This is a genomic window from Streptomyces sp. NPDC026394 (genome assembly GCF_055567735.1).
This window is the reverse complement of record NZ_JBVHPX010000012.1, coordinates 141251-167455: the sequence shown is the minus strand read 5'-3', so window position 1 is coordinate 167455 and position 26205 is coordinate 141251. Positions and strand designations below refer to the sequence as shown.

Genomic DNA, 26205 nt, shown 5'->3' with positions numbered 1-26205 from the left:
CCGTGCGGCACGTGCCGACCAGTTGTACGGCGGCGGTGCGTCAGGTGACTTCCGGCGGTGCTTCTCGCCGTTCTTCACCTGCCGAGGACGCTCGGCGGCTCCTTAACGTTCTCGGTCCCGGCCTGCGAAGTGCTGGGCCGGGACGGCCCTTCGACGATGGGAGCGCACCGTGCCCACACCCCTTTCCGACCGGCTCACCTGCGTCGGCGCACTGTCCGGCACCCTGGCCGGGCTCTTCGTCGCCCTGCCCGCACTCGTCGAGCTCTTCACCGGGGAGACCGCGACGACCAGCTTCTTCCTCGCCCTGTCCCCCGCACTCTCCCTGCCGTTGCTGGCCGCGCTGCACCGGCGTCAGGGCGCGGTCACCGGTCGCTTCGGGGAGACGGCCTACGCCGTCAGCCTCATCGGACTCGGCCTGTTCGGCGGCGCTGCGTTCGCCTCGAACCTCGTGCTGTTCTTCTTCGACGACGCGGTCGTCGAGAAGGCACTGACAGGCCCCACGGTCCCGGCGTTCATCGGCTCCGCGGCTGTCTTCGCCGTGAGCTGCGCGCTGTTCGGGGCGGCGATGGTCCGGGCCCGGGTGTTTCCGCGGGTCCCGTCATGGGCGTACGCGACCGTGCTGCCCCTTTTCGCCTTCCTGACCGCCCTGTCCGATTCCGCGCTCACCGGCGTCCTGCACATCGCGGTCGGCGCCACCTTGATCTGGCTCGCCTCCGCCCTGTGGCAGCCCGCCGGGGTGACCGCCCCACGAGCGGGGGTCCTCACCGGGCGCCCCGGTCCCGGCTGAACCCGGTGACGGCAGCCCTGGCGAGCGCCGGCGCACGCATCCGTCCGTCGGAGGCGTGCGCCATCGGTGGACGGACGCCGCGCACGCCCCTTGTGCGCCGGTGGCGGCCGGCGGAAAGATAGTTAATGGTGAAAGTACCCCGGGCGCAGGAAAAGGCCCGCAACCGACGGAGGTAAGGGGCGGTACACGGGTGACCGCCCCAGGGCACAAAAAGGTGCCGGGGTACACGGGCGGCTGATCGGGCCGTCAATCCCTTGTCACACGGTGAGTCAGGAGCTTCTTCCCCTATTGGTACTGGCCGATCGGCCGGCGGAGCAAGCGTGCGGTACGGCGGGAACCGGCGAGTGCCAGGGGAGGAATGACATGTCGTCTCTGCGGTCGGCGCCACCCATCTCTGCGAGCACGACGTTCTCAGACTACGCAATCACCACCGCAACACGTCTTCTCCGCAGCGCGGACCTGGACGTCGAGCAGGGCACCAGGGCGCTGCGGAGAATGCTGTCGCCGTGGGGCGCGAGGCGGATAGGGACGCGTCCCGGCTGGCACTCGGACGTCTGCGCCGACGGATCGCCGATCGAGTTCTCCGCGGCCTTTTCGCGAGAGGGCCTGCAGCTCCGGGTGCTCGTGGAGGCATTGCCCGACCGGCCGAGTCCGTCGTCGGCGCAGCGAGCGGCGCTCGCTCTCACCCGTGGGCTGATCCGGGATTTCGGCGCCGTCGGCGACCGGCTGGCGGAGGTGTCGGACCTGTTCCTGCCGGACGAGGACCCCACCGGCTTCGCCATGATGCACGCCGCCACCCTCACGCCGGCCGGTGGCCCCGAGTTCAAGGTCTACCTCAATCCGAACGCCGATGCCGGCCTGACCGGCATCGAGCGGACGCGTGCGGCACTGGACCGGCTGGGGTTCGCCAAGGCGTGGACGGCGGTCAGGGAATACGCGGGCCGGGGATTCGACCTCGACAGAATCGTCTACTTCGGTCTCGACCTGACCGACGGCCCCCAGTCCCGCGTGAAGGTGTACTTCCGGCACTACGACGCCTCGCCGGCGGAACTCGACGCCCGTATGGAGATCTCGCTCCAGCACGAGGCCGGGTTCCTGGGGGCGTTCTGCCGTCAGCTCACCGACAGCGACGGCGAGGTGCGGGCCCAGCCGCTCGTCAGCAATCTGACGTTCACGACCGCCGGCGGACATCAGCCGGTGTCCGCGACGCTGTACGTCCCGCTGTGGCTGCACGCGGCGAGCGACCGGACCGTCCGGGACCGCGTCAGCTCGGTCATGAGCGGAATGGGTCTTCCCGCCGACCGCTATCGGACGCTGCTGAACCGGATGGCCCGGCGCCCGCTCTCGTCCGGCCGTGGCATCCACACGTACGCGTCAGCGCGTGTGCAGCACGGCCGGCCCCGCCTGACCACGTACTGGTCGCCGGAACTCTACGACCGGTACCCGCCTGCCCGCTATCAACGGGGGTGAACGCCATGGCGCTGCCCGACGCGCCCCGGCCGCTGTTCGACGACACGCAGGTCCGGCCCGCTCTGCTGCGCCGGCGATCGCCGCTGCGCTGGGGTGCTCATCCGCCCGGTGTCATCCCGCTGACGGCGGCCGAGCCGGATTTTCCCGGCCCTCCGGTGGTCACGGACGCCATCATGTCGGCTGTCGCCGACGGTTACTTCCCTTACGCGTCGCCCACGGAATGCGGTGAGCTTCAAGAAGCCTTCTCCGACGTGGCCGAGACCCGTTACGGGATCGGCCATCACCCCGACCGTGTGGTGCCGGCCCCGGGCACCGCGGCCGCACTCTGGGGGGTGGTGCACCTCCTGTGCGGAAAAGGGGACGAGTGCGTGGTGCTGGACCCGGTCGACCTGTTGTTCGGGCAAGCCGTCGATGCCGCGGGGGCCCGGCGGGTGCACTGCCCGATGGACAAGAGCACCGGGCGGCTGGACCCGGACCGGCTCGCCTCTCTGATCACTGAGCGCACCGCCTTGATCTGCCTGTGCAATCCGCACAACCCGCTGGGCACGGTGTTCACCGAATCGACCCTCCGGGCGGTGGCGGAGACGGCGGGTGCCCACCGCATCCCGGTCCTCTGCGACGAGGTGTGGAGCGAGATCGTGTATCCGCCCGGGAAACACGTCAGCCTGGCGAGCCTGGACACGGAGACCAGCCGACGCGTCTACACGGTGACCGGCCTGTCCAAGACGTTCGCGTTACCGGGGCTGCGGACGGGGTTCGTGATCGCCCCGACCCGGCGGGCGGCGGACGCACTGCGGCTCACGTTCGAGCGGCTGGGCGCCACGTACAGCATGGCCCCTCTCACCCAGGCCGGCGCCCTGGCCGCCCTGCGCCACGGGTGGCCCTGGAGAGACGCCTTCCTGGAACATCTGCACAAGGTACGGGATTACAGCGTGGACCGGTTGAACGCCATTCCCGGAATTTCGTGCACCCGCCCGGAAGGAACGTACGTCCTGTTCCCCGACGTGTCCGCGACCGGAATGACCAGTCGGGCAATGGGCGAATTCCTGCTGTCCCGGGCCCGGGTGGCGGTGGTGCCCGGCACACCGGAATGGTTCGGCCCGGCTGCCGAGGGCAATGTCCGGATCAGTTTCGCCACGTCCCGGGCCGTCATGGAAGAGGCCTTGCAGCGCATCGCGAGGGCCGTTGGACAACACGTCACCGGTGGCCCGGTCCCGCTCCAGGCCACCGGAACGCAGCGTCAGGGCGTCCCTCCCCTACCCCGGGGAAGTCAGCCCCGCAGCCACGCCTTCAACGAGTTCCACCATCCCGTACGCCTCCTTCGGGCGGGAACCGGCAAGGACACCACCGACGGCAACGGAACAGCGGGCTCGGCCGCGGGCGCCGCACCACCGTCCGGGCCGCTCCCCTGATCGCGCCCGGTCTCCGCGAGGGCACGCGCCGGGCCGGCGGACGCGGCGGAATTCCGCGACCGGGACGCGGCGAACGTCACCGGGAGGCTGGTCAGGTGCCGTGTCATCCACCCTGATGTCCAGCGCAGTTGATCCTCGGGAATGCACAGCCGTACGTCGGGGAGCCTCGCCAGCAGCGTGTCGATACCGGTGTCGGCGATGGCGCGGCCGATGTTCTGGCCGGGGCACTCCTGGGGACCGCTGCTGAAGGCGAGATGCGAGCGGTTCCCGAGCAGCGGGACCGAGGGGTCCGGGCGGACGGCCGGGTCGTGGTTCCCGGCGGCCAGGCCGAGCAGCAGCATGTCCCCCGCCTCGATCTTCTGGCCCCCGACCTCCGTGGCCACGGCGGCCCAGCGGCCGGGGATGGTCATCAGCGGCGGTTCGCTCCACAGCACCTGCTCCACCACGTCGGGCAAGGTCATCTGCCCGCCGGCCAGCGACGCGTGGCACCGGGGGTCGGTCAGCACCATCCGCAGGGTGCTCTTGAGGAGATTGACCGTGGTCTCGTTGGCGGCGATGAGGATGACCCGCAGGTGGTTCCACACCTCCTCGTCGGTCAGCCCCGAGGAGTGTTCGATCAGCCAGGACGTGATGTCGTGACCATGACTCCCGCGCTTGCGCCGCACGAGTTCGGTGAGGGTCTCCACGATGAACGCGTTGCTGGCCACCGAGGTCTCGGTGCCCGCCACCATGTCCCGGCTGGCCGCGACCAGCCGCGGCCCGTACTCGTCGGGCATGCCCAGCAACTGCGTCAGGACGAGCATGGGCAGGTGTTCGCAGAACTCCTCGGCCAGGTCCGCCTCCCCGCGCTCGGCGAAGCCGTCGATCAGTTGGTGCGTGAAGCGGGTGATGTGCCGCCGGATACCGCGGCGGTTGAAGCGCTCCAGGCTGTCGGTGACCGCCAGGCGCAGCCGGCTGCGCTCCTCGCCGTCCAGGAACAGGCAGACCGGCTGCCAGGCGATCATCGGGAGCAGCGGGGAGTCCGGGGGGACCCGCCCTTCCCTGAACCAGCGCCAGTTGCGGGAGTCGCGGCTGAAGCGGGCGGGGGTACCGGCGACCTCCAGGATCTCGCGGTACCCGAGGACGAGCCAGGCCGGGAGGTCGCCGTCGAGCAGGACGGGCGCGACGGACCCGTGCCGGGCGCGCAGCCGCTCGTACAGGCCCATGGGGTCTTCGGCCGCCTCGGGTCCGAAGAGCCGCGCCAGTCCGTCCGTGGCGCCGAACCGGGCGTGGGCCGGGCACTGCGGCGGCGGGGTGGGTGCCCACGCGGTGCGGGAATGTTCGTGGGGAGAGGAGGTCACCGTCGCTCCGGGGTCGTCGTGGTGAGGGCGTGCAGATAGCGCATGAGGGTCAGCAGGCCGTCGCGGCTGGAGACGCGTTCGCGGGCATCGCAGTCGATCACCGGCACGCCGTCGGGGATGTCCAGGGCCTGCCGGAGCTCGGACGCCGGGTACGAGGGGGCGTCCGGAAAGGCGTTGATGGCGACGATGAAGGGCACCCCGCGTTCCTCCAGCCGGCCCATCACGTCGAAACTGTCCTCCAGCCGCCGGGTGTCGATGAGGACCACGGCGCCCAGTGCGCCTTCGAAGAGCCCGTTCCACAGGAACCAGAACCGTTGCTGGCCCGGAGTGCCGAAGACGTAGAGCACCAGCTCGTCGCTGAGGGTGATCCGGCCGAAGTCCATCGCCACGGTGGTCTCGTTCTTGCGCTCGACACCGGCGAGGTCGTCCACCCCGGCGCCGGCCTGCGTCATGATCTCCTCGGTGGTGAGCGGCCTGATCTCGCTGACCGATCCCACCAGGGTGGTCTTGCCGACCCCGAAGCCGCCGACGATCACCACTTTCACGGCGGTGGTGACCGAGGCCGGCAAGGTGTCTTCGTGCCGGGGGCCGACGACGGGTTCAGAGATTCTGTAGTCCATGCATCACCGCCTCCAAGAGTTCGATGTCGGGCAGCGACTGGGTCAGCGCCGACGCCCGGGCTTCGACGTGCCCGCTCGCCAGGAGGTCCGTGAGCAGCACGGTGATCACGGAGACCGGCAGATGGAGGTACGCGGAGAGTTCGGCCACGGACAGCGGGTAGTCGCATATGCGGACGATGGCGGCGAGTTCGGGCTGCATGCCCGGGCCGGGCTCGTTGCGGCTCACGATCAGCGTGACCATGTCCAGGGAGGAGTGCCGCTCGGGCACCTGCCGGCCGGACGTGATGACGTAGAGCCGCTCGGGGCCGCCCTCTTCCCAGGCCCGGTGCTGTTCCTGCTCCGGGTCGCTCATGGGACCTGCCGGTCCGCCCGCGGCGGGCTGCTGAGGTGCTGGCCGATCCGGGCGACCAGGTCACGCATCCGCTGCCCTATGAGGCCGGCGTCCACGTCGTCGTCGGCGAGCACCGCCAGATAGGCTCCCGCGCCGGCCGCCATCAGGTAGAAGAATCCGCCGTCGACCTCGACGACGACGAGTTTCATCCGGCCGTCGCCCCGCGGGAACTCCGAGGCGATGGCCGCCGACAGGCTCTGCAGTCCGGCACAGGCGGCGGCGAGGCGGTCGGCGGTGTCGTTCTCCGTACCGAACTGCGCCATGCACAAGCCGTCCGAGGACAGCACCACGACATTACGGGTCTGCGGCACGCTGGACGCCAACTCCTCCAGCATCCAGTCCATGTTGAGCCGCTGCTTTGTCGCCACTTGCTCACTCTTCCTTGTCTGCTGGCTCATCTGCCCGCTCGGTCACTGCTCGGGCTCTTCGTCGCCCGTACTTCGGGAGCGCCGCGCCGGGGCCTCCGCCGGAGACGCGCCGGTATCACCGCCGGATGCGCCGTCGGAGGCACCGTCGAGGAATGCGGACATCCACAGCCCGGCCGGTGCGGAACGGCCGCCCGACGCCGGGGGGCGGGGGGCAGCGGCGGAGGGCGTTGCCTGCTGCGGCCGTGCGGACGGGATCACGGACCGGGTGCGCCGCCTGCGCTGCGGAAGCCCGTTGGGGGTGCGGGGCCCGTCGGCGGGCACCGGCTCCTCGGCGGCCGCTTCGGCCCGGTGCTTCGGGCCGCTGGGGCGGCGGGGCGGCGGCAGGCTGGGGGCCTTGGCCAAAGCTCCGCCGGGCACCGGGGTCACGGTGATCAGCTCCGGCGGTACGACCAGGACCACCCGTACGCCGCCGTACGCGGAGACGCGCAGCGAGACCTTGAAGTGATTCGTGTGGGACAGCCGGCCGACCACGGCCAGGCCGAGTCGCGGGGACTCCCCCAGGTCGTCCAGGTCCAGTCCGCCGCCGGAGCGTTGTGCCAGGGCCCGCTCGGCGCGGATGCGGGCCTCGTCGGTCAGACCGAGCCCGGCGTCCTCGATCTCGACGGCCACACCGGACTGCACCTCGGTCGCGGTCAGGTGGACGCGGGTCTGCGGCGGTGAGTAGCGGGTGGCGTTGTCCAGCAGCTCGGCCACGGCGTGGATCAGCGGCTCGGCCGCACGGCCGAGAACGCCGACATCGGCCACCGAGTGCAGGTCGACGCGCTGGTAGTCGGTGATCCGGGACATGGCACCGCGCAACACGTTGAACAGCGGGATGTCCTTCTGCCACTGCCGCCCCGGCCGGGCACCGCCGAGGACGGCGATGCTGTCCGCCAGCCGGCCGATCAGCGCGGTCCGGTGATCGAGGTGCAGCAGGTCGCCGAAGACGTGCGGGTCCTGGCCGTGCCGGTCCTCCATCTCGCGCAGTTCCAGCGCCTGTTGGTGCACGATGGCCTGGACGCGCCGGGCGATGTTGACGAAGGCCCGCTGGGCGGCGTCACGCAGGTCCTCCTCGGCCTCCACGGCCTGGAGGACGTAGCGCAGCACCGCGTGGTGCGCGGCTTCGAACCGGGGGCTCACCCGGGACGCCTGGGCGGTGCTGCGCAGTACGTCCTCGACCGAATTTCCCTGCTGGAGCCGCGCCATGGCCGCAGGCAGGGTCTCCTTGGCCATCCGTACCGTCTCGACCTCCTGCTCGGCCAACTGCCGTTGCAGGGCGGCCTCTCTCTCGGCGTACTGCTTGCGCAGCGCGTCCATCGCGCGGCCCCGGCGCGCGGCCTTGAAGTCCGCGGCAGCCACGGCCGCAGTCGCCAGGACGCCGATCCAGACGACGTGGGCACGGGTTGCCGAAGGCAGCAACGGAACAGCCACGGCCACACATATGGCCAGGAGCAGGGGCGGCAGCGGCCACCTCGCGGTGGAGGCCGGCCCCGGCCTTCCAGGTGACGCATCAGCACGAACCATCGGCAGCCTCAGAGCACTAAGGGAAGGGACAGGACGTCGTACACGGAATTCACTTACGCAGGAAAGGCGGCGGGAAATGCGACGGGCGACCGTTGGTTCGCACACACCGAACAATCACCGCAGGGCACGCCGAGCCGACCTGCCGCGCGCGGTTTCCGGGTTCCTGAACCCCGGACACCCCGCACGGTGGCGACCTCACGACAGTCACCGGCTTCATGCCGCAACTGCCACAACTCGCTGCGCGGCAGTGAGCATAGCGGGGCCCGATTGGCTCCGAGGGGCATGTGCACAGCACACATGAATGCACTCACGTACGAACGTCAGCAGAATCGTTTGGCGCTAGCCATTCCAAGGAATCGCGGTAAGGCGTGGCGATTGCGAAGTGAATGCCCGGATTTACTTGTACGGCCCGGAATTTCGATCAACGGCAGCGCCGCACGGAGAGCGCCGTCGGTAGCGACGCTCTGCCCTCGTCCGAGAGGACGACCGGTGGCAAGCCGATGACCGTCACGCCTGCTCACACCTGACGCTCGGCGGCCATGCCCAACGCCCTGGCCCCTCCTGCCCGTTCCGGGAACGATCGACGTGGCCGGGCCGCCGCCCCCTCGCGGCCGTACCATCGCCGCAAGTCGCCGAACGCATCTGCGGAGGAAAACTGTGACGGTTTCGCGATCACCCCTGTCGCGCCGCGCGCTCCTGGGAGCGGCGGCGTTCGTGCCGCTGGCCGGATGCACGAGCGGCGGGGCCGACGCATCCCCGACCGCTCCCGCCCCGCCCTCCATGGCTCCCGAACGCCGACAGCACCGGCCCCTGGACGAGTTGGAGCGGGAGTACGGCGCGCGTCTGGGGGTGTACGCACTGGCCACCGGCACGGGTGCGACCGTGACGCACCGGGCGGACGAACGGTTCGCGTTCTGCTCCACGTTCAAGGGGCTGGCGGCCGCGGCGGTCCTGCACGGTAATCCGCTGTCGCATCTGGACACGGTCGTCACGTACGGCGAAGACGATCTGCTGAAGCACTCCCCCGTCACCGGGAAGCACGTGGCCACGGGAATGTCGATCCGTCGACTGTGCGATGCGGCGGTCCGCCACAGCGACGGAACGGCCGGGAACCTGCTGCTCCGGGATCTCGGCGGGCCGGGGAAACTGACGGCGTTCGCCCGCGGTATCGGCGATCCGGTCACCCGGATGGACCGGATCGAGCCCGCGATCACGGAAGCCACTCCGGGAGACCCGCGCGACACCACATCTCCCCGCGCATTCGGCACGGACTACCGAAAGCTCGTGCTGGGGAGCGTACTATCGGCCGGCAAACGCGGGTTTCTCCGCGATCTGTTGGTACGGAACACCACCGGAGCACAGCGTATTCGGGCCGGCGTCCCGAAGGGCTGGACCGTGGCTGACAAGACCGGGACCGGGGACTACGGCACGCTCAACGACATCGCCATCGCGTGGCCTGCTGAATCCGTACCGCCGCTCGTCATCTCGATCCTGTCCAGCAAGCCCGAGAAGGACGCCGCGTACGACCAGAACCTCCTTGCCCGGGCCGCGGAATACGTGGTGGCCGCGCTTACGTGATCAACCGTGGAAGCGGGTGGTCTCGTACAGTTCGGCGCGGCGGACGGTGATGTTGTTGATGGGGGCGGAGGTGTCCGCGTATCCGAAGGAGATGCCGAACAGCAGCTTGTTGTGACGCGTGCCGTCGCTGTCGAGGCCCAGTGATTCACGGACGGTATCGGCGTAAAAGCTCAGGAGGCCTTGCGGGCAGCTGGCGATCCCGTACGCCGTCATGGCCAGCAGGAGCGTCTGCCCGTACATGCCGAGATCGGCGGCCATACGTTCTTCGGCGTTGGGCGGCAGAAACAGCAGCGCGACATGCGGAGCCCCGTAGAAGTTCAGGCTTTCCGCGGTGAATGCCGCGCGCTCTTCATGGTCGTCTCGGCCGATGCCGAGTGCGCCGTACATCGCCGCGCCCGCCTCGTGGCGACGCTGCGCGTACGCACCGGTGTACAAGTCGTCCCGGTAAGGGAAGTCCAGTGACATGCGCTGATCGGCGTGTGCGGCGGTCAGGTCCGCGCTCAGCCGGTCCCTGGCCGTGCCGCTGACCACTTCGACCTGCCAGGGCTGTGTGTTGGAATTGGAGGGAGCCGCGCCGGCCAGGGAGAAGACGGCGCGCACGGTGTCCTCGGGCACGGCTTCCGGGGTGAAGGCACGGGTCGCGCGCCGGGCGCGTATCAGGTGTTCGGCGTGGGCGGGCGCACAGGTGGCCATGCTCATGGGTTTCTCTTTTCGTACGGGTGCGGATGCTCGCGACCGATTCGGTGGTCACTGCTCCAGAAAGGAGTCGATGAGGCGATCGGCCGCTTCTTTCAGCGCGGTGGCCGACTTCTCGGGCGCGTAGAACTGGGTGGTGACGCTGGCGCCTTCCACCAGCATCTGGAGCATGTAGCCCAGGGTGCGGTGATCGCGCACAGGCAACTGCGAGACGATTTCCGTCAGCAGTTCCAGGTAATCGACCTTCAGTTCTTCGACGGCGACGCGTACCGGGTGGGTGCGGTCGGGGAACTCGACGGACGCGTTCACCAGCGGGCAGCCCCGGTATCCGGGCTCACTGATCTGGTCGGCGATGGCCGCGATGACGTGACGGAGTTGCGCCGCGGGGTCGTCCGGGCAGGCGGCGCGTGCCGTCTCCAGCCAGACGCGGGAGGGCACCGCCTTCGCTTTCACATAAGCCAGCGCGAGGCCGTCCTTGGACGCGAAGTTGCGGTAGATGCTCGGCTTTCCGACGCCCGACCGCTCCGCGATCTCGGCCACCCCCGCCGAACGGATGCCTTCCTGGTAGAAGAGCTCGCACGCGGTCTCCCACACACGCCGGCCCGCCGGCGAGCGCTGCTGCTGTTCGTCTGCCATCGGAACTCCGGTTCACGCTCGACAACGCAGGCGTACCGATCGGTACGCGCTAGACGGTACCGATCGGTACGCGGGGCGTCAAACGGTGCCGGAGAAGGCGAAGGAGGGAGCGTTGCGCGGACGGTGAGCCGATTTCCGCGGACAGCGGTGGTGGGGCAAGCGACAGAGGCGGGTTGCAGTGACAGGTGGCCGGTGACAGATGACCGGTCACCTGTCACCGGTGACAGCCGGGTGGCGGTCAGCCTGAACCGGCGGTGAGTTGCGTGAGATCCACCGAGTCGGCGCCCGGGGCCGGTGCCGGCACAAGGAGGCAGACACCGGCTACGGCTGCGAGCACCGCGGCCAGGCCGGCCGCACCCGTACGCCCCCTGGCCCAGCGGGCCTTGAACCGTACCGGGTCCTCCACCAGCACCTTGGACAGCCACCCGGCGGCGAGGGAGACCGCGAGGAGGACCGCCGTACGGGCCCAACCGCCGAAACCGAGGACGTCCTCGGTGAGGAGCAGGTAGATCGGCCAGTGCCAGAGGTAGAGGCTGTAGGAGACGGCGCCCAGTGAGCGCAAGGGCTTGCTTCCCAGGAGACGGCCGACCGGTCCGGCCGGGGTGTGCGCGAGCAGGGCGATCAGCAGGGCGGCGGCCAGAGCGTGGAGGAAGAGGCCGCCACGGAAGAGGAAGGAGTCGCCCGGACCGCCGGTCAGGCACCAGTAGGCGCCGAGGCCGCACACCAGGGCGGCACAGAGGCCGTCGGCCAGGCGGCCGGGCGTCCTCGACAGCAGACGGCGTACCGGATCGGTCGCCATCAGGGCACCCAGCAGCAGCGAGAAGGCCCGGGTGTCGGTGCCCTCGTACACGCGCGTGGTGTCCGGACCGTGCGCGAGGGCGACCATGACCACCAGGGAGAGGACGGCACCGGCGGCGGCGACCACGGGCACGAGACGGCGGGTGGCGCGCCTTCTGGCGAGGACCGCGACCACCACCGGCCAGACGACGTAGAACTGCCACTCGACCCCGATGCTCCACAGGTGACTGAAGACGCGGGTGTCGCCGTCGTTCCAGTAGCCGACCTGGTCGCTGATGAAGTGCCAGTTCGTCGCTTGGAGCGCGGCCCACGGGCCGTCCTCCAGGGCGAAGCCCAGCAGGTACGAGGGCCCGGCCGCCCGGACGAGGAGCAGGACGGCGACGATCATCACGGTCAGCGCGGGCAGCAGACGGCGTACCCGGCGTTCCCAGAAGGCCGCGAGGCCGACCGTACCGTTCCGGTTCGCGGCCTCCTTGAGCAACAGGCCGGTGATGAGGAAGCCGGACAGGACGAAGAAGAGGTCCACGCCGAGGAAACCGCCGCCGAAGTGCCCGGCGTGGAAGAACAGCACCCCCAGGACGGCGAGGCCGCGCAGACCGTCCAGGGGGGTGATGTGCCGCCCGGTCGCGCGCGGTCCGGGGCGGCCGTGGCGGCGGGAAGGCAGCGGAGAGGGCGGCGGGGAGGGCGGTGTGGCCGCAGACGTCGGCATGAACGGGTCCTTCTGGGGGTGGCTAGGAGGGCAGCGAGGTGCGGGAGGCTGGCGCTCGGGGCAGGCGGAGGTCGGCCGAAGCCAGTCGTCGCTCCGGGCAGGCGGCGGCCGGCGGCAGGGCTGTCGCCCGGAGCAACGAACCGGCCGCCGCGCAGCCTCGGCTACGGCACGAAGAACGGCCTATGGAAGCGGCGGCAGCAGCAACACCGGGACCGGCTGACGCAGCGGCAGCCGCAGCCGCTGCGGCAGGGCAGGGGCCGCGGCGGCAGTCACATACCTGGAGCCGTACGGGCTCACCCGCACTTGAGCTGGCCGTAGACCTTGTCGCCGGTCCACGAGCCCTTCGCCCACCGGTCCGCGGAAGCGGGCGTGAAGGAGTACTGCTTGCTCAGCTGCTGCCCGAACCAGTTGGCGAACGCCGCGGAGCCCTGCTGGCAGGAGTGGATGCCGTCCTTGCTGCGCTGGGCCTTCGCCGCGGCGCCGTCGGTGCCCCACAGCGCGGAGGCGTCGAGGAAACGGATCTGACCCGGGTTCTTCCCGGCCGCCTCCTTGGCCGCCTTCGGCGCCGACGCGATGGCCGCCTCGTGCCCCTTGTAGAACTCGTCGATCTTGAACGGTGGGGCCGAGACGATGACGAGTTCGGCGCCCGCGTTCTTCGCGGCCTTCGCGAGGCGCTCGTACGAGCTGCTCTGCTGGGCGGGGGTTCCCCAGTCGTAGGTGGTGACCTGGTAGGCGATGACGTCCGGGTGGAAGGAGCCGACCGCCTTGGACAGGTCCTTGAAGGTGCTGTCGGCGAAGTCGGCGGTGGGCCCCTCCCCCTTGACGACCGTGCCGCCGCCCGCGGAAGCGATGGACTTGAACTCCACGCCGCCGGCCTTCATGGCGGCCCCCAGGGCGGGCGCCTCCGCCTCGGCTATCGAGTCGCCCATCCAGAGCAGCTTGGAGAGGTGCTTCCCGCCCTTGTTCTCCGCGGGCGACGCGGCGGCGGACGCCGCGGCACCGTCGTCCTTGCCGGACTCCGCGGTGCCGCAGCCGGTGAGGGCGAGAAGGGAGGCGCCCACGACGAGGACGGCCCCGGCGGCCATGCCCGGCGACTTGAGCCCTCCGGAGCGCCGCACCGGGGCGGCGAGTGCGGCGGACGGGGTGGATGTGGCGGGCGTGGCGGGCTGCTGCGAGGGGGACGGGGTCTGGTCCATGTGCTTGCTGTGCATGCTTCGAGGCAATCACGGCGCACAGGCGATACCGGCGCCTGTCATCTGCCGCTCACATACCGCGGAAACGCCCGTCATACGGCGCTCACACGGTGACCGCAATCCGGGTCCGGCCGTCTCTTCGATCACCGGTGGGTGCGGAAGGACTCGGTGAGGTCGTGCGCGAGGAGTTCGGGTTCCTCGTGGGCGGCGAAGTGTCCGCCCCGGGGCATGCGGGTGTACCTGGTGACGTTGTACGTGCGCTCGGTCCGGCTGCGGGGCGGCCGGGTGAGGTCGGCCGGGAACAGGGCGACGGCGGTGGGGACGTCGACCCGCTCGACCCTCCTCGTCAGTCCCTGGGCGTACTCGTAGCAGGGCCGGAAGGACGTCGAGACGGTACGGGTGAACCAGTAGAGCGACACCTGCGTGAGGAGGAAGTCGTCACTGAACCGGGATGACAGGTCTCCACCGCAGTCGCTCGACGCACGGTACTTCTCGACGAGCCAGGCCGGCAGCCCGGCCGACGAGTCGGCAAGACCGTAGCTCAGTGTGAGCGGGCGGGTGCTCTGCTGGTACAGGTGCCCGCCCTCCGCCGCGGACCACGCCGCGACGGAATCGAGGTACTCCCGCTCCTCGGGAGTGAACCGGCCGCGTCGTAGGCGACCGCCGTCAGATGGATGCCCACCACGGCCTCGGGGTGCGCCTCGCCGAGCCGGGAGGTGATGCCGGCGCCCAGGTCGCGCCCGTGCGCCGCGTAGCGCTCGTATCCGAGTTCGTCGCGCAGGAGACGGTGCCAGATCTCATGCGTCTGTGGGGACTCCGTGAGCGAGGGCCGCTGGGGTGAGAAGGCGAACCCGGGCAGCGAGGGGACGATGACGGTGAACGCGTCGGCGGCGTCGCCCCCGTATCGCGACGGCGTGGCCAGGCGGTGGGCGATGGCGGTCAGTTCGAGGAAGGAGCTGGGCTACCCGTTGGTCAGGACGAGCGGCAGGGCGCCAGGGCGTTCGCCGTCGAAGCGGAGGTGGTGGACGGGGGTGCCGTCGATGTCCGCGAGGTGCGACGGCAGCGCGTTGATGGTGGCTTCGTGAGCCCGCCAGTCGTCCGTGGAGGCCCGTGGGTGACGAGGCGCCGCAGTTCGCCGGGGTCGGTGCCGGCCTCCCCCTCGTCGGTGGGCCAAGGGGTCGGCCAGCGGGTGTGGAGCAGTCGTGAGCGCAGGTCGTCCAGCTCCGCCTCGGTGACGGCGAGCATGGGCGGGCGGATGGGCGTGTGGCGGGTCACAGGGGCCTCCATGGCTCCGTTCTCACCTGACGGGGGTGATGACAGGCGCCCCGGTCACATTCCCGGTCGGTCATATTCCTGGCCGGTCGGCCGGGCCGAGTGTCCGGGCGATCGCGTCGCGCGTCGCCTCGCGCGACTCCGGCGCGGCCATGAGGAGCGCATGCATGATCCCCCCTCCAGCAGGGCGTCGAGGCGGGCTGTCCCGTCCGGACCGGCGAAACGGGCGAGAACGCTGCGGCTGTCCTCCGTCCACGTCTGTGTCAGGGTGCGCGGTCCGGGGTCGCGGAGGGCGGCCAGGTGCGACTCGAAGCCGAGGACCGCGCTGCGGTGCCGGGCGGGGCCTTCATGGACGAGGCCGACCAGGACGTCGACGAAGTGCTCGTGCGTTTCGATGTCCTTGAACCGGTTCTCGAACACCCTGGCCTGCCGCTCGACATGCCGGGCGAACGCCTGCGCCTGGAGATCGGTCAGGTTGGCGAAGTGGTAGGTGACCGACCCGAGCGGCACGTCCGCCCGGGCGGCGATGTGCCGATGCGTCGTCCCCACCACTCCGTACTCCGCGATGACGTAGAGGGTGACGTCCAGGATGCGTGTCCTGCGGTCGGGGTCGTTGCGACGGGTCCGCCGCCCGCCACCTGGTTCGGCGGGCCGGCATTCACCACTGACCGCCGCTTCCTCGGCGGTCTTGCCTTCGGGCGGGCCCGTCGACGGCAGATCGTATGCAGTATGCGTACAACGCACGAGCAGAGCCGTACGCCTCCTCCTTGCTCCTCGGCCCCTACCGCAACGCTCTCCCTACGCCGACCTGCGGCAGCCCCGGAACGCTCGCGTGACCAGGATTCATCGCGAGAGCCACAGCGGCGAGCAGGGCCGGGGCGCCCGGACGCCATGCCACCGGAGTACGTGCGCACCAGGCGGTCCGCGGCGGCGGCCAGGCCGAACCGCCGCACGAATTCACGGACCCGCGCCCCCTGGCGCCCCGTCCGGGCAACCCTTGGAGGCGGCCCGCGAGCAGCAGGTTTCTCGGCCGCGGTGGCATCGGGTCGGTGCCGGGTTTCTGGGCCACGGGTCCGATCGCCCGGCGTAGCCGGTCCGGGTGGGCCGCCACGTCGATTCCGGCGACGCGAGCCGATCCCGAGTCTGCGGCCGCCGATCGGGAGGCAAGCGCGCCTCCGTCGAGACGCGGCTCCGTCAGCGGAGCGCGCGGGCCAGCAGGTCGCGGTGAGCACCGACCCACGCGAAGGCGTCCCGGACCTCCGTGACCGCGCCGGCGTCGCGGAGGCGGACCATCGCCGGGTCTCCCGCCCGGGCGGCGGCCTCGATGCCCCGTCGGCACCGGTCCTGCCACCACAGGATCGCGGGGATGAGCCCGTCCCGGTCGGTCAGGCCGTACGTGTCGGCGACCAGCCGCAACCGCCGCGCGCTGTCGGCGACATCCTTGACTCGCGGCCCGAGGCGGATGTACTGCCAGCACACGTGAGCGACATCGTGGACGCGTTCGCCCGGCGCCGCCAGGTCCCAGTCGATGAAGGCCACCGGGCGCAGGGTGCCGCCGGCAGGGCGGTAGACCGTGTTCCTGGGCGCGAGGTCGTTGTGGCAGACGACTTCGTGCGCTCCGGCCAGTGCGGTGCCGGCCGTCAGGTCGTGGAACTCGCGTACGAGCCGGGTGACCCGCTCCAGGGACTCCGCCGCGTGCACGGCCGGCGGCTGCTCGCGTGCCCAGGCCACGTGTCCGTCCAGGTAGGTCAGGGTTTCGCGCCCGTCCTCGTCGATGCCGAGGTACCGCGGCGCGCCGGGCCAGCCGTGGGCCTCGAAGAGCTTCAACAGTTCGCCGACGAAGACGGTGGCGGCCGAGGCAGGACGGCGCACCGTGGCGCCGACCCGTACGACGTGCTGGACGAAGCCGCCCGGCAGCGGCGTTTCAGACATTCTGCCGCTGCGGAGGGCTGCCGGTCGTTACGCCCGTGGCGTCCGGGATACCTGTGGCATCCGCCGTGCTCGTGCCACCCGTGCCGCTCGACGCGGGCCATTCGAGGACGGTCAGTTCGGGCCACTGCTCCTGCCACCGGGCCGCCTTCGCCTCGTAGACCGACCGCGGCGCGAGGACGGGGTTGGGGCGGACGACGAGGTTGAACACGTCCGACAGTCCGTGCGGCGCGTACACCCGCCACCGGCCGTCCTGCTCCGTGCGCACGCCCAGGCAGCAGGTCGTCGCGGCGAAACGGTCGATGGCGTCCTCGGTGGAGCCGTGCGGCGGGCAGGCCACGCCGAACTTGTCCTCGTACCAGAGGTGGACGCGCGCCTCGTTGCGGATCTCGACCTCGGCGGGCAGCCCGGTGAAGACCTCGCGTCCGGCCTCGATGACCGCGTCCTCCGCCTCCCAGGACAGGTCCGTGTCGTCGAAGTAGAAGACGTCGTAGTCCTTGATGCCGGCCGTCGGCGGCCTGCCCGTGACCACGTTCCACACGGTCTGGAAAAGGCATCCCGCCGTCACGTACCACCCGGGCAGGCCCAGCGTCGCGGTACGCGACAGCACCTCCGTCAACACGTCGTTGCGGGAGAGCGTCGCACGCAGGGAGTCGAGTTGCCGGTCGCGAGGGAGTCTGCTGATCACCGGCCTTGCCTACCACATTGCGCCCGGCTCACGCCCAGGCCCTTACATCCCTCGCACCCCGGCCGGCGCGGCGGCATCGCGTTCGGCGGCGCGATGGGCCAGTTCCGACCAGTTGTCGGCGTAGGCGCGGGCCAACTGGGCGACGGTTCGCCGATGGCCCTGCGGGAGGCCGTCCGTGATCTTCTCCCACTCCTCCGGGCTGACGGTGTGGATGCCGAGCAGCCGCAGCAGGGTGCGGCCGGTGTCGCTGTAGCGCAGGGCCGGGTCGCCCATGAGCCGGTTCACGACCCGGCGCCGGTCCGCCACGGGCATCCTGGTGCGCGCCGCCGGACCCCCGGATGCCGGGCGGAGCCCTTGCCCTGGGGGACTGCCGGGACCGCGCCCCTGCTGCCCGCCGCGCTTGCCACGCGCCGCGAGCAGGGGCTCTTCACCGCGGCGGATCCGGTTGCGTACGTCGCGCGCCGTCTCCGGGGAGATGCCGGTCCGCTGCGCGATCTGCCGGAGTGACAGGTCCGGGTCCGCGGCGATGAGTTCGGCGGCCAGCCTGCGGCCCTGGGCGCCGTCGAGCGGGCGGAAGCGGCCGTCCTGGCCGACGCGTCCGCGTTCGGCCGCGCCGCCCGGCATCCGACGGCGGACCTTGGCCACCGTCGCCGGTGCCACTCCCGTGATCGAGGCGATCATCCGGTTCGACCAGATCGGGTGCGAGGCGATGATGCGCTCGGCCGCGCGCTTGCGGTCGGCCTTGGTCAGCGGCAGGCCGTGGCCCGTGTTGGACTCGACGGCGAGGACGAAGGCGTCCGCGTCGTCGCCGTCGAAGAACCGTACGGGGATGGTGGACCAGCCGCGCCGCTCGGCAGCCCGTACCCGGTGTGCGCCGTCGATGACGCGCAGCGTGCCACGGTGGACGATGATGGGTGGCAGCGGTGCGTCGGCGACCGCCAGCAGTTCGATGTGCTCCTGGTTCTCCCCCGAAATCCTCGGCGAATCGCTCACCGACAAGGCACTGATCTCGACGTCGACGACCGTGTGCAGGTCGACCTGCGACTGCCCAGGTTCCACTTGCCCCTCCTCGGTCCGTAATTCCCGTTCGCTCTCCGGCTCCGGAGCGGCGGACGGTTCACGGGTGGGCCCGGTCCCGCCCCCGTACTGCCGGAAGGGTGACCGGTTGGGTGCCGTACCGTTTCTGCCTTTCGGGCTCTTACACCTTTCGGGCTTTTGCGCCTTTCAGCCCATTGCATCTTTCCGACTGTCGGCTTTTCGATCTGCGGACCTTCCAGCCTTGTGGCCTTGTGGTCTTGACCTTGACCTTTTGGCCGGAAATTGCGAAAAGACGGAGGGCGGGAACGGTTCCGGAGCGACAGAGCGCATCCGCTCGTACGCGCTCCCCCGCTCCGGCCCCGCTCGGCGCGGCGGGCCGGAAACCGGTGGCCCGTCCCCAAGCCGACGGCCCGACGCCGCACCGCCACGGCCGGGTTGTCCCAGGTGGCCGTGGTCGTACGACATCTCCGGCCGGAACCCGCCCGGCTTCCCGTGCCGGGCGTACATGGCTCGAAGATGCCGTTGTGCTGCTGATGCTGAGCCGGTGCGCCGGAGCGGGGAAGGGGGCTCTTGTCCAGGACTTGTCCAGCACTTGTCCGGACTGCTCAGGGCGGGGAGCAGCCCTGTATTCGGACAATTCCGTGGGGACTTGTCCGATGAGAATTTCCTTGAAGTCTCCCGGAGCCGCACGGGTCCCCATCCGCACGGGTCCACAGCCGGACGACTCCGTACGGGGCGGGGAGGGCGGCCGGTCGGCCCCGCGCCCGTACGGATACGTCTTCGCCTCCGTACTCGGCTAGCTCCGCGCGCCGAACACCTGCGTCCACGTCGGCCCGCCGGACGTGTCGTGGGTGCCTATGCCGATTTCCTTGAAGTCGCAGTTGAGGATGTTCGCCCGGTGACCGGGACTGCTCATCCAGCTCTTCATCACCTCGTCGGCGGAACGCTGCCCCCTGGCGATGTTCTCGCCGTACGTGCTCCACCGGTATCCGGCGGCCGTGATGCGGTCCCCCGGGTCCGTACCGTCCGGGCTGGTGTGGTCGAAATAGTTTCTGGCGTCCATGTCCTGGGAGTGGCGCCGGGCGGCGGTGACGAGCTGGTCGTTGGCGCGGACGGGTGAACAGCCCTGTTTGGCGCGCTCGGAATTGACCAGCGTGGTGACCTGCTGGGCGAACGCCGACCCGCCGCTTCCGGAACCCGAGGCCGGGACGGGGGCGGGGGCGGCGGAGGACGGGCGCGGTGCCGGGGCGGCCGGTTCGGAGGGCGCCCGCTTCTTCCTCGGGGTGTGCGGCTCCTTGGAGGACGACGCGGACGGAGTCGGGGTGGGGCTCGGACTGTGGCTCGCCTCGGAGGGAGACGGGGTGGGTGTGGTCGCCGAGGGCGTGCCCAGGGGGGCCGACCGGGGTTCCGTCGCGGCACGTGAGGTGCCGGGTTCGTCGTCCGGGCCGCCGGTGATCAACGGCAGCGCGCCGCCCACCGTGGCGAGGGCGGCCGCCGCCACGGCGGCCGCGGTGACGGCGCGACGGCGGCGGACCCGGCGGCTCTCCCGTAGTGCGTCACGGAGCTGGGCCCGGCCGCCTCCCGTGGCCGGGCCGGTGGCCGGAGACGGCGCCGCGCCGCCTGCGGTCGCCGGCATGGCGGAGGCGGACTGCTGGGAAGCGGCGGCCGCGAGGACCGGGGCCTCCATGGTGTCCGGCGCGAGGGCGGCGGCCAGCGGCACCAGGGCCAGGCCGACGAGCAGCCGGTCGGCGGGGACCAGCCCGGACGAGAAAGAGGAACAGACCGTGCATTCGCGGGCGTGCCGCGCGATGCGCTTGCGCCACAGCGCGGAGGGCACCCCGTCCCACTGTTCGGTCACCGTGTCCAGCAGCACGCACCGCGGCGTGGCGGACAGCGCGCGGACGACCACGCGGGAGGCTTCGAGCTGGGACTTCATCCGCTGTACCCGTACGGCCGTGTGCTGGGGTGTCAGCTCCATCGCGGCGGCGACCTCCGCGCGGGACAGTTCGCCGGCCGCTTCCAGCCACCACAGGGAGAGCAGGGCGCGGTCTCCCTCGTCGAGCCAGCGGGTGGCTTCGGCGACCTCCCGGCGCTGTCCGGAAAGGCCGAGGCGGACGATGGTCAGTCCCACGAAGTCGGCGCGGGGGTCGGGGATCTCGTACGCGTCGTCCAGGCCACCGGCGACGGGGGCGGCCTGGTCCTGCCGCCAGTGCGCCCGTATCTGGTTCATCGTGATGGCCACCAGCCAGGACCGGAAGCTGCCCGGGTCACGGAGGTCGCCGAGGCTGCCGAGGGCCCGGAGCATCGTCTCCTGCGCCACGTCGTCAACGTCCGCGTGGCCGTGCAACGCGCGTCCCACGATGTTGTACACCAGGGGCATGGACGCGGTGACGAGCTGGTCCCTGGCCTGCCCGTCCCCCGCCTGCGCGGCCGCAATCACCGCAGGATCGAGTTCGCTGCTCACGCTCTGTCCACTCTCTTTCGGCTCGGGCTTGTTCCGTCCCACGTACAGGAGATGCTGCGGGGGCGAGGCCGATAACAGAAATCGAGCAATCGTCCGTCAGATGCGTACGCGGTCGCACAGGGCGGGCGCGCTGTCCTCCGGGAGGGGCGAAGGGATGCGCCGGAGGTACACCGCCAGGAGCGGCCTTGCCCCACCCGCTCCCGAAATGTCGGGGGAAAGGTTGGGGGAAATGCGTCGCCGGGTGCATCCTTCGGCGTAACTCGTGCGTCTCACGAGAAAGCCACCCTCTCATGTGGCCGTACAGAAGCGGCATTTGGAGAAAACACGTTGAAAACTGGCATCAAGGGCGTACGTCGCCTGTCCGCGACGGCCGTCACCGCCGCGGGAGCCGTTCTGCTGACCGGGACGTTCGCCGCCCCGGCCCAGGCCGCGGCGCCCCAGGCCGCCCCGGCGAAGGCCGCGGTCAAGGCCGCGGCCCCCAAGGCCCCCGCGATCACCGCGGCGGGCGGTTTCGTGATGAACAACGGCAACGGCAAGACAGCCTTCGCCAAGGCGGCGGACAGCCGCCGTTCCATGGGTTCCACCACCAAGATCATGACGGCTCAGGTGGTGCTGTCCCAGAAGAAGCTCAACCTGGACACCAAGGTCACGATCGACAAGGCGTACAGCGACTACATCGTCGCCAAGACCGCCTCGTCGGCCCGGCTCATCGTCGGTGACAAGGTCACCGTCCGCCAGCTCCTGTACGGGCTGATGCTTCCGTCCGGCTGCGACGCGGCGTACGCGCTGGCCGACAAGTTCGGCAGCGGGCCCACGCGGGCGGCGCGGGTGAAGTCGTTCATCGGCCAGATGAACACCGCGGCGAAGAACCTCGGTCTGAAGAACACGCACTTCGACTCGTTCGACGGCATCGGCAACGGTGCGAACTACTCGACGCCGCGTGATCTGACGAAGCTGGCCTCCAGCGCGATGAAGAACGCCACGTTCCGCAGCGTCGTGGGCACCAAGTCCACCAAGCAGAAGGTCACGACGAAGAGCGGCGGCTACCGCTTCATGTCGTGGACCAACACCAACAACCTGCTCGGCAGCTACGCCGGCACCATCGGCGTCAAGACGGGCTCGGGTCCGGAGGCCAAGTACTGCCTGGTCTTCGCGGCCACCCGGAAGGGCAAGACGGTCATCGGTACGGTCCTCGCCTCCTCCTCGGTGGCCAACCGCACCGCCGACGCGAAGAAGCTGCTGGACTACGGCTTCAAGGTGTGACGTAGGGAGAGGGCCTGCCCGCGGCTTCCTGCCGCGGGCAGGCCCTTTCCCATGCCGCCCTCCGGGACGGCGGGACCCGGTGGTGTCCTCCGGTGGTGGGGGTGCCCCCAGGCGGGGACGGGGGCGGGCCGCATTCTCCGCGCGGGGGCGCACCTCTAGCGTCCTTGCTCATGACCAACTCCGCACGGACGCTTCCTCCCTCGCCCCCTCCGCCACCGGGCCCGCCCCCGCCACCGGACTCGCCTTCGACTCCGGAGCCGCCTTCGCTCCCGGCCCGCCCCTCCTCCCCGGCTCCGCGCCGTCGCGGGCTCCTGGTGTTCCTCGCCGTGGCCAACCTGGGCATGTGGGCAGCCATGGCGCCCCTCCTGCTCACGGGATTCCGGCGGGAGAGCGCCCGGTCGGTGACCGGCACGCTGGAGGAGGTGTGCATCTCGGCCGCGATGTTCGCCCCGGCGCTCGCCGCGGTCCTCGTCGTCCGGTACGTGGACCGCGCCGGCCGGCTACGGGACGTCCTCGCCTTACGGTGGCCCCGGCCCCACGGCCGCACCGTGCGCTCCTGCCTGCTGGCTCTCGCGATCCCGGCGGCGCTGACCGCCGTAGCGCTCGGCGTCGGAACCGTGGCCGGGCACTATCCCTTCGGTGTGCGGTGGGAGGGGCTCGCTCCCTGGGCCGCCGCCATGCTGCTCCAGATGCTGGTCTCCCTGCCGCTGTTCTTCGGCGAGGAACTGGGCTGGCAGGGCTACCTCTTCCCCCGTCTGGCACGGGACGGCAGGGGCGCGCGCCTGGTGTGGGCGTACGTGGGCACCGGCGCCGCCTTCGCGCTGTGGCACCTGCCGACCCTGCTGATGGGCGGACAGTATCCCGGCCGGCCCTGGTACGTGTCCGTACCCGCCATGGTGATCACCTGTGCACTCATCCTTCCGGTCTTCACCTGGCTGCGGCTGCGCTCCGCGTCGGTGGTGCCCGCGGTCCTCGGCCACACCTTCGTGAGCACGGCGGGCGTGGGCATGGTCAAGGTGTTCGCCTCGCCGGACGCTCCCTTGGACCCCCTGCACATGGGGCTGACCGGCTGGCCCGGCTGGATCGTCACGGCCGCGTTCGTCGGCTTCCTCGCGCTGACCGGGCGGCTCCGGCCGTCCGCGTACGCCCCGGGCGGCCGCCGGCACCCCTCCGCGCCCCGCCCGTACCCGGGTGCCGGAGCCGCCGTGGCCCGGTGAGCAGGCTCGGGGCGAAGCCGTCAATCATGGGCCGGGAGAGCTGTCACTGGTCGGGGGTGGCCGGCACGGACCCGTGGTGGCCGAGGCGGGAGGCGACGGGTCGGCCGGAGGCCACGGAGGCAGCGGATTTCATGCGTTCCTCGTCGTACTGCTTCCAGTCGGCGGGCGGCCAGGTCGCCTCGGGGGCCGCGAGCGAACGGTCGATGTGCTCCCGCAGCCCCTCACCGAAGAAGTCGGACACCTGCCGTACCAGCTTCAGCGCCTCGATGGTGCCCGAGCTGAGGGGCCTGGCCATCCGGTCGGTGCCGCCCGGCACACTGCGCGGGGCGACGTGCGCGTGGTGCGCCGCCCGCAGCGCGTGGCTGTGCAGGCCGGCGCACGCGTAACCGACCGCCAGGGCGATCCGCCGCACCGCGTCGTCCACCCCGCGGGTCAGCTCGCCGGCGCCCAGGAGCGTCTGGTGCGGGCTGCCGGGCCCTTCGAGTCCGTCCGCCGTGCGGGGCGGAAGCTTTTTCTCCTCGGCGTCGAGCAGCCGGTGCGCCCGTTCCATGACGGTCGCGACGAAGGCCAGCTCTTCCAGGTCGATGGAGTGGGTCATGGCGGTCCTCCCGTGCCGTGTGCGTACAACGGCACCGTAGGGACGGCCGGTCCCATACATGACCCGATCCGCCAAAAGCAGACCCATTGGAGTTACGGACGGACCTCCTCCGGTACGCCGACGGCCCGTCAGTGCGCGATGGAGTCGATGAGGTCGCGTGCTCCCTGGCGCAGCAGCGCGACGGCGACGGACGTGCCCAGAGTGGCCGGGTCGAGCGGCCCGGCCCACTCGTGGGCATTGAGCACGGTCTTGCCGTCGGGGGTGAACACGCAGGCGCGCAGCGACAGTTCGCCGCGACGTTCGGTCTTCGCGTACCCGGCGATCGGCGAGTTGCAGTGGCCCTGCAGCACGTGCAGGAACATGCGTTCGGCGGTCGCCTCCCGGAAGGCGTCGCGGTCGCCGAGCGCGCTGACCGCGTCAATGGTGCCGGTGTCGTCCTCGCGGCACTGGAGGGCGAGGATGCCGGCGCCGATGGGCGGGCACATCGTCTCGGCCGACAGGATCTCGGTGATGACGTCGCGGCGGCCGATGCGCTCCAGGCCGGAGACGGCCAGCAGAAGGGCGTCGGCGTCCCCCGCGTGCAGTTTCTCCAGACGACGGTTGGCGTTGCCGCGCATCGGCACGCACTCCAGGTGCGGATACGAGGCGGCGAGCTGCGCGACACGGCGTACGGAGGACGTGCCGACGCGCGTGCCGTCGGGCAGCCGGTCGAGGGTGCTCCCGCCGGGGTGGACGAGGGCGTCGCGGATGTCGTCGCGCTTGAGGAAGGCCGCGAAGGTCGTACCGGCGGGCAGGGGGCGGTCGGCCGGGATGTCCTTGACGCAGTGCACGGCGAGGTCCGCCTCCCCGGCCAGCAGCGCGGCGTCCACTTCCTTGGTGAAGGCGCCCTTGCCGCCGAGTGCGGACAGGTCGCCCATCCAGCGGTCGCCGGACGTCGTGACGGGCACGACCTCCGTACGGATTCCGGGGTGCCGAGCGGCCAGTTCACCGCGGACGCGCTCCACTTGGGCGAGCGCCATGGGCGAGGAACGCGAGACGATGCGGATCAGTTCAGGGGCGGACATGGCGTACACCCTAGGGCGTCGGGGCCCGGGTCCGGCTCGGCGGACACTTGGACACGGGGCGGGGACGGAAGGGGGAATCGGGGGCAGGAGGCGGAACGGAGCGGGCCGGGTGGGTACGGCGGGTAGGGGACGGCGAGAGATGCCGGGCATCGTGTCCTCGTCGTCGTCCTCGTCCGGCGCTGTCCTCGTCCGGCGCACTCCTCGCCCGGCGCAGTCCTCGTCCGGCGCCCGCTCTGTGCTGATCAGGCCACCGCGGCGCCGCCTAGGGCGACGATCGTGGACGCTTTTCCCGATCCCTACATAGACATCGACGGTCACGGGGCCGAGGCCGGGACGCCGCTGCTGTTCGCGCTGATGAGCGGGTACGGGCACTTCACCGCCATGCAGGTCAGGGACGGCCGGGTGCGCGGGCTGGGGTTCCACCTCGCCCGGTTGGACGCGGCCACCCGTGAACTCTTCGGTGAGCGGCTGGACGGTGACCCGGTCCGCGAACGGGTCCGGCACGCACCGGGCCGGGAAGTCTTGCGCGACGCTTCCGTCCGGGTGTACGTCTACCGCCCGCAGCCGGGTGACGGGCCGGTCACGCTGGTGACCGTACAGCCGCCCGCGCCCGAGCCCGCAGCCGCGCAACGGCTCCGCAGCGTTCCGTACCAGCGGCCGGCCGCCCGCATCAAGCACCTGGGTGAGTTCGGGCAGGGCCTCCACCTGCGGCGGGTCACGGCGGCCGGGTTCGACGAGGGCCTGCTGGTGGCGTCGGACGGCACGGTCGCCGAGGGCACCATCACCAACGTCGGTTTCGTCGCGGGCGACACGGTCGTCTGGCCGGACGCGCCCGCTCTGGCAGGCACCGCGATGCTGGTACTCCGTCAGGAGCTGGAACGGGCCGGCGTGCCCTGGCGCGAGCAAGCCGTGCACCTCGACGACCTGGCGTCCTTCGACGGCGCCTTCGTCAGCAACTCGCGTGGCGTCGCCGCTGTCGCGCTCGTCGACCACGTCCCTTTCCCCGTGGACGCCGGGCTGGTCGGTACCGTCACGGGCTTGTATGCGGCCGCGCCGTGGGACGTCATCTGAAACTGACGGTTGGTGAGGCTCTGACGGGTGGTGAGGCGGG

General features: G+C 71.0%; 25 protein-coding genes and 1 pseudogene. 7 read left to right on the top strand and 19 right to left on the bottom strand.

Annotation, left to right across the window (positions count from 1 at the left end):
• The first annotated feature begins 169 nt into the window (after positions 1-169).
• The 3 genes and pseudogenes from ACZ4QV_RS26135 to ACZ4QV_RS26125 form a co-directional block, all read left to right on the top strand.
• The gene (locus tag ACZ4QV_RS26135; RefSeq protein ID WP_361587928.1) at positions 170-787 is read left to right on the top strand and encodes a hypothetical protein; all 618 of its coding nucleotides are present in this window, start codon (positions 170-172) and stop codon (positions 785-787) included.
• Between the two features lie 363 nt (positions 788-1150).
• On the top strand, positions 1151-2257 hold the full coding sequence (locus ACZ4QV_RS26130) for a tryptophan dimethylallyltransferase family protein (RefSeq protein WP_361587926.1): 1107 nt from the start codon (positions 1151-1153) through the stop codon (positions 2255-2257).
• Positions 2258-2262: 5 nt separating this feature from the next.
• Positions 2263-3420 (top strand): annotated as a pseudogene (locus ACZ4QV_RS26125) (pyridoxal phosphate-dependent aminotransferase); the annotation flags it as partial.
• A 107-nt stretch (positions 3421-3527) separates the two neighbouring features.
• Here ACZ4QV_RS26125 and ACZ4QV_RS26120 read toward each other — a convergent pair.
• The 5 genes from ACZ4QV_RS26120 to ACZ4QV_RS26100 all read right to left on the bottom strand — a co-directional run bounded on the left by ACZ4QV_RS26120 (position 3528) and on the right by ACZ4QV_RS26100 (position 7951).
• Positions 3528-5009, bottom strand: coding sequence for a cytochrome P450 (locus ACZ4QV_RS26120; protein WP_361587924.1), 1482 nt, complete (start codon positions 5007-5009; stop codon positions 3528-3530).
• Positions 5006-5629 carry a GTP-binding protein gene (locus ACZ4QV_RS26115; RefSeq protein ID WP_361153586.1) on the bottom strand — a complete coding sequence of 208 codons (624 nt, stop codon included), beginning with the start codon at positions 5627-5629 and terminating at the stop codon, positions 5006-5008. The genes ACZ4QV_RS26120 and ACZ4QV_RS26115 overlap by 4 nt, the downstream gene beginning before the upstream one ends.
• Entirely contained in the window at positions 5610-5981 is a 372-nt protein-coding gene (locus ACZ4QV_RS26110) for a DUF742 domain-containing protein (RefSeq protein ID WP_361587921.1), read from the bottom strand. Before ACZ4QV_RS26110 ends, ACZ4QV_RS26115 begins: the two co-directional genes overlap by 20 nt.
• The gene (locus ACZ4QV_RS26105; protein ID WP_361153986.1) at positions 5978-6364 is read right to left on the bottom strand and encodes a roadblock/LC7 domain-containing protein; all 387 of its coding nucleotides are present in this window, start codon (positions 6362-6364) and stop codon (positions 5978-5980) included. Before ACZ4QV_RS26105 ends, ACZ4QV_RS26110 begins: the two co-directional genes overlap by 4 nt.
• Before the next feature lie 66 nt (positions 6365-6430).
• Positions 6431-7951 (bottom strand): ATP-binding protein, encoded by a 1521-nt coding sequence (locus ACZ4QV_RS26100; RefSeq protein ID WP_361587919.1) that lies wholly within the window; start codon positions 7949-7951, stop codon positions 6431-6433.
• Between the two features lie 678 nt (positions 7952-8629).
• Between ACZ4QV_RS26100 and bla the strand changes: the two genes are divergently transcribed.
• Complete coding sequence (bla, locus tag ACZ4QV_RS26095; protein ID WP_467763499.1) at positions 8630-9529, top strand: class A beta-lactamase; 900 nt, start codon at positions 8630-8632, stop codon at positions 9527-9529.
• Here the strand turns inward: bla and ACZ4QV_RS26090 are convergent, their stop codons facing one another.
• The 12 genes from ACZ4QV_RS26090 to ACZ4QV_RS26035 form a co-directional block, all read right to left on the bottom strand.
• Positions 9530-10222, bottom strand: a complete 693-nt coding sequence (locus ACZ4QV_RS26090) for a nitroreductase (protein ID WP_467763498.1) — start codon at positions 10220-10222, stop codon at positions 9530-9532. It abuts the gene before it with no gap.
• Positions 10223-10276: 54 nt separating this feature from the next.
• Positions 10277-10861: a TetR/AcrR family transcriptional regulator gene (locus ACZ4QV_RS26085; protein WP_361153595.1), complete on the bottom strand. Its 585-nt coding sequence runs from the start codon at positions 10859-10861 to the stop codon at positions 10277-10279.
• A 238-nt stretch (positions 10862-11099) separates the two neighbouring features.
• Positions 11100-12368 carry an acyltransferase family protein gene (locus tag ACZ4QV_RS26080; protein ID WP_361637083.1) on the bottom strand — a complete coding sequence of 423 codons (1269 nt, stop codon included), beginning with the start codon at positions 12366-12368 and terminating at the stop codon, positions 11100-11102.
• 293 nt (positions 12369-12661) lie between these two features.
• Complete coding sequence (locus ACZ4QV_RS26075) at positions 12662-13579, bottom strand: SGNH/GDSL hydrolase family protein (RefSeq protein ID WP_361637086.1); 918 nt, start codon at positions 13577-13579, stop codon at positions 12662-12664.
• A 125-nt stretch (positions 13580-13704) separates the two neighbouring features.
• A complete protein-coding gene (locus ACZ4QV_RS26070) occupies positions 13705-13980 on the bottom strand; it encodes an alpha/beta fold hydrolase (RefSeq protein WP_361637089.1) in 276 nt (91 codons plus the stop codon).
• A gap of 122 nt (positions 13981-14102) precedes the next feature.
• Positions 14103-14420: an alpha/beta fold hydrolase gene (locus tag ACZ4QV_RS26065; protein ID WP_467763497.1), complete on the bottom strand. Its 318-nt coding sequence runs from the start codon at positions 14418-14420 to the stop codon at positions 14103-14105.
• Between the two features lie 102 nt (positions 14421-14522).
• Complete coding sequence (locus ACZ4QV_RS26060) at positions 14523-14735, bottom strand: epoxide hydrolase N-terminal domain-containing protein (RefSeq protein WP_361637092.1); 213 nt, start codon at positions 14733-14735, stop codon at positions 14523-14525.
• A gap of 155 nt (positions 14736-14890) precedes the next feature.
• Positions 14891-15577: a TetR/AcrR family transcriptional regulator gene (locus tag ACZ4QV_RS26055; protein WP_361637095.1), complete on the bottom strand. Its 687-nt coding sequence runs from the start codon at positions 15575-15577 to the stop codon at positions 14891-14893.
• Positions 15578-16027: 450 nt separating this feature from the next.
• Positions 16028-16765, bottom strand: coding sequence for a phosphotransferase (locus tag ACZ4QV_RS26050; protein WP_361153610.1), 738 nt, complete (start codon positions 16763-16765; stop codon positions 16028-16030).
• On the bottom strand, positions 16758-17450 hold the full coding sequence (locus tag ACZ4QV_RS26045; RefSeq protein WP_361877475.1) for a nucleotidyltransferase family protein: 693 nt from the start codon (positions 17448-17450) through the stop codon (positions 16758-16760). The genes ACZ4QV_RS26050 and ACZ4QV_RS26045 overlap by 8 nt, the downstream gene beginning before the upstream one ends.
• Before the next feature lie 42 nt (positions 17451-17492).
• Complete coding sequence (locus tag ACZ4QV_RS26040) at positions 17493-18509, bottom strand: ParB/RepB/Spo0J family partition protein (protein ID WP_361153613.1); 1017 nt, start codon at positions 18507-18509, stop codon at positions 17493-17495.
• Positions 18510-19284: 775 nt separating this feature from the next.
• Entirely contained in the window at positions 19285-20952 is a 1668-nt protein-coding gene (locus ACZ4QV_RS26035) for a sigma-70 family RNA polymerase sigma factor (protein WP_361877478.1), read from the bottom strand.
• Positions 20953-21279: 327 nt separating this feature from the next.
• Here ACZ4QV_RS26035 and ACZ4QV_RS26030 point away from each other — a divergent pair, with 327 nt between their 5' ends.
• Together ACZ4QV_RS26030 and ACZ4QV_RS26025 are read left to right on the top strand one after the other, a co-directional pair.
• The gene (locus ACZ4QV_RS26030) at positions 21280-22215 is read left to right on the top strand and encodes a D-alanyl-D-alanine carboxypeptidase family protein (RefSeq protein WP_361877481.1); all 936 of its coding nucleotides are present in this window, start codon (positions 21280-21282) and stop codon (positions 22213-22215) included.
• 326 nt (positions 22216-22541) lie between these two features.
• On the top strand, positions 22542-23432 hold the full coding sequence (locus tag ACZ4QV_RS26025) for a CPBP family glutamic-type intramembrane protease (protein WP_467763467.1): 891 nt from the start codon (positions 22542-22544) through the stop codon (positions 23430-23432).
• Positions 23433-23475: 43 nt separating this feature from the next.
• Here ACZ4QV_RS26025 and ACZ4QV_RS26020 read toward each other — a convergent pair whose 3' ends face one another.
• Both ACZ4QV_RS26020 and hemC read right to left on the bottom strand, forming a co-directional pair.
• A complete protein-coding gene (locus ACZ4QV_RS26020) occupies positions 23476-24030 on the bottom strand; it encodes a hypothetical protein (RefSeq protein ID WP_361153625.1) in 555 nt (184 codons plus the stop codon).
• A 128-nt stretch (positions 24031-24158) separates the two neighbouring features.
• Positions 24159-25094 carry a hydroxymethylbilane synthase gene (gene hemC, locus ACZ4QV_RS26015; protein WP_361587902.1) on the bottom strand — a complete coding sequence of 312 codons (936 nt, stop codon included), beginning with the start codon at positions 25092-25094 and terminating at the stop codon, positions 24159-24161.
• Positions 25095-25370: 276 nt separating this feature from the next.
• Between hemC and ACZ4QV_RS26010 the strand changes: the two genes are divergently transcribed.
• The gene (locus ACZ4QV_RS26010) at positions 25371-26165 is read left to right on the top strand and encodes an aminotransferase class IV (RefSeq protein WP_467763466.1); all 795 of its coding nucleotides are present in this window, start codon (positions 25371-25373) and stop codon (positions 26163-26165) included.
• Positions 26166-26205 lie beyond the last annotated feature (40 nt).

What these genes read in the sequence shown, in the direction of transcription:
- ACZ4QV_RS26115 (WP_361153586.1), bottom strand. Translation starts at nt 5,629, where the DNA reads ATGGACTACAGAATCTCTGAACCCGTCGTCGGCCCCCGGCACGAAGAC.
- ACZ4QV_RS26080 (WP_361637083.1), bottom strand. Translation starts at nt 12,368, where the DNA reads ATGCCGACGTCTGCGGCCACACCGCCCTCCCCGCCGCCCTCTCCGCTG.
- ACZ4QV_RS26090 (WP_467763498.1), bottom strand. Translation starts at nt 10,222, where the DNA reads ATGGCCACCTGTGCGCCCGCCCACGCCGAACACCTGATACGCGCCCGG.
- ACZ4QV_RS26130 (WP_361587926.1), top strand. Translation starts at nt 1,151, where the DNA reads ATGTCGTCTCTGCGGTCGGCGCCACCCATCTCTGCGAGCACGACGTTC.
- ACZ4QV_RS26020 (WP_361153625.1), bottom strand. Translation starts at nt 24,030, where the DNA reads ATGACCCACTCCATCGACCTGGAAGAGCTGGCCTTCGTCGCGACCGTC.
- ACZ4QV_RS26075 (WP_361637086.1), bottom strand. Translation starts at nt 13,579, where the DNA reads ATGCACAGCAAGCACATGGACCAGACCCCGTCCCCCTCGCAGCAGCCC.
- ACZ4QV_RS26050 (WP_361153610.1), bottom strand. Translation starts at nt 16,765, where the DNA reads ATGTCTGAAACGCCGCTGCCGGGCGGCTTCGTCCAGCACGTCGTACGG.
- ACZ4QV_RS26100 (WP_361587919.1), bottom strand. Translation starts at nt 7,951, where the DNA reads ATGGTTCGTGCTGATGCGTCACCTGGAAGGCCGGGGCCGGCCTCCACC.
- hemC (WP_361587902.1), bottom strand. Translation starts at nt 25,094, where the DNA reads ATGTCCGCCCCTGAACTGATCCGCATCGTCTCGCGTTCCTCGCCCATG.
- ACZ4QV_RS26105 (WP_361153986.1), bottom strand. Translation starts at nt 6,364, where the DNA reads ATGGACTGGATGCTGGAGGAGTTGGCGTCCAGCGTGCCGCAGACCCGT.
- ACZ4QV_RS26085 (WP_361153595.1), bottom strand. Translation starts at nt 10,861, where the DNA reads ATGGCAGACGAACAGCAGCAGCGCTCGCCGGCGGGCCGGCGTGTGTGG.
- ACZ4QV_RS26110 (WP_361587921.1), bottom strand. Translation starts at nt 5,981, where the DNA reads ATGAGCGACCCGGAGCAGGAACAGCACCGGGCCTGGGAAGAGGGCGGC.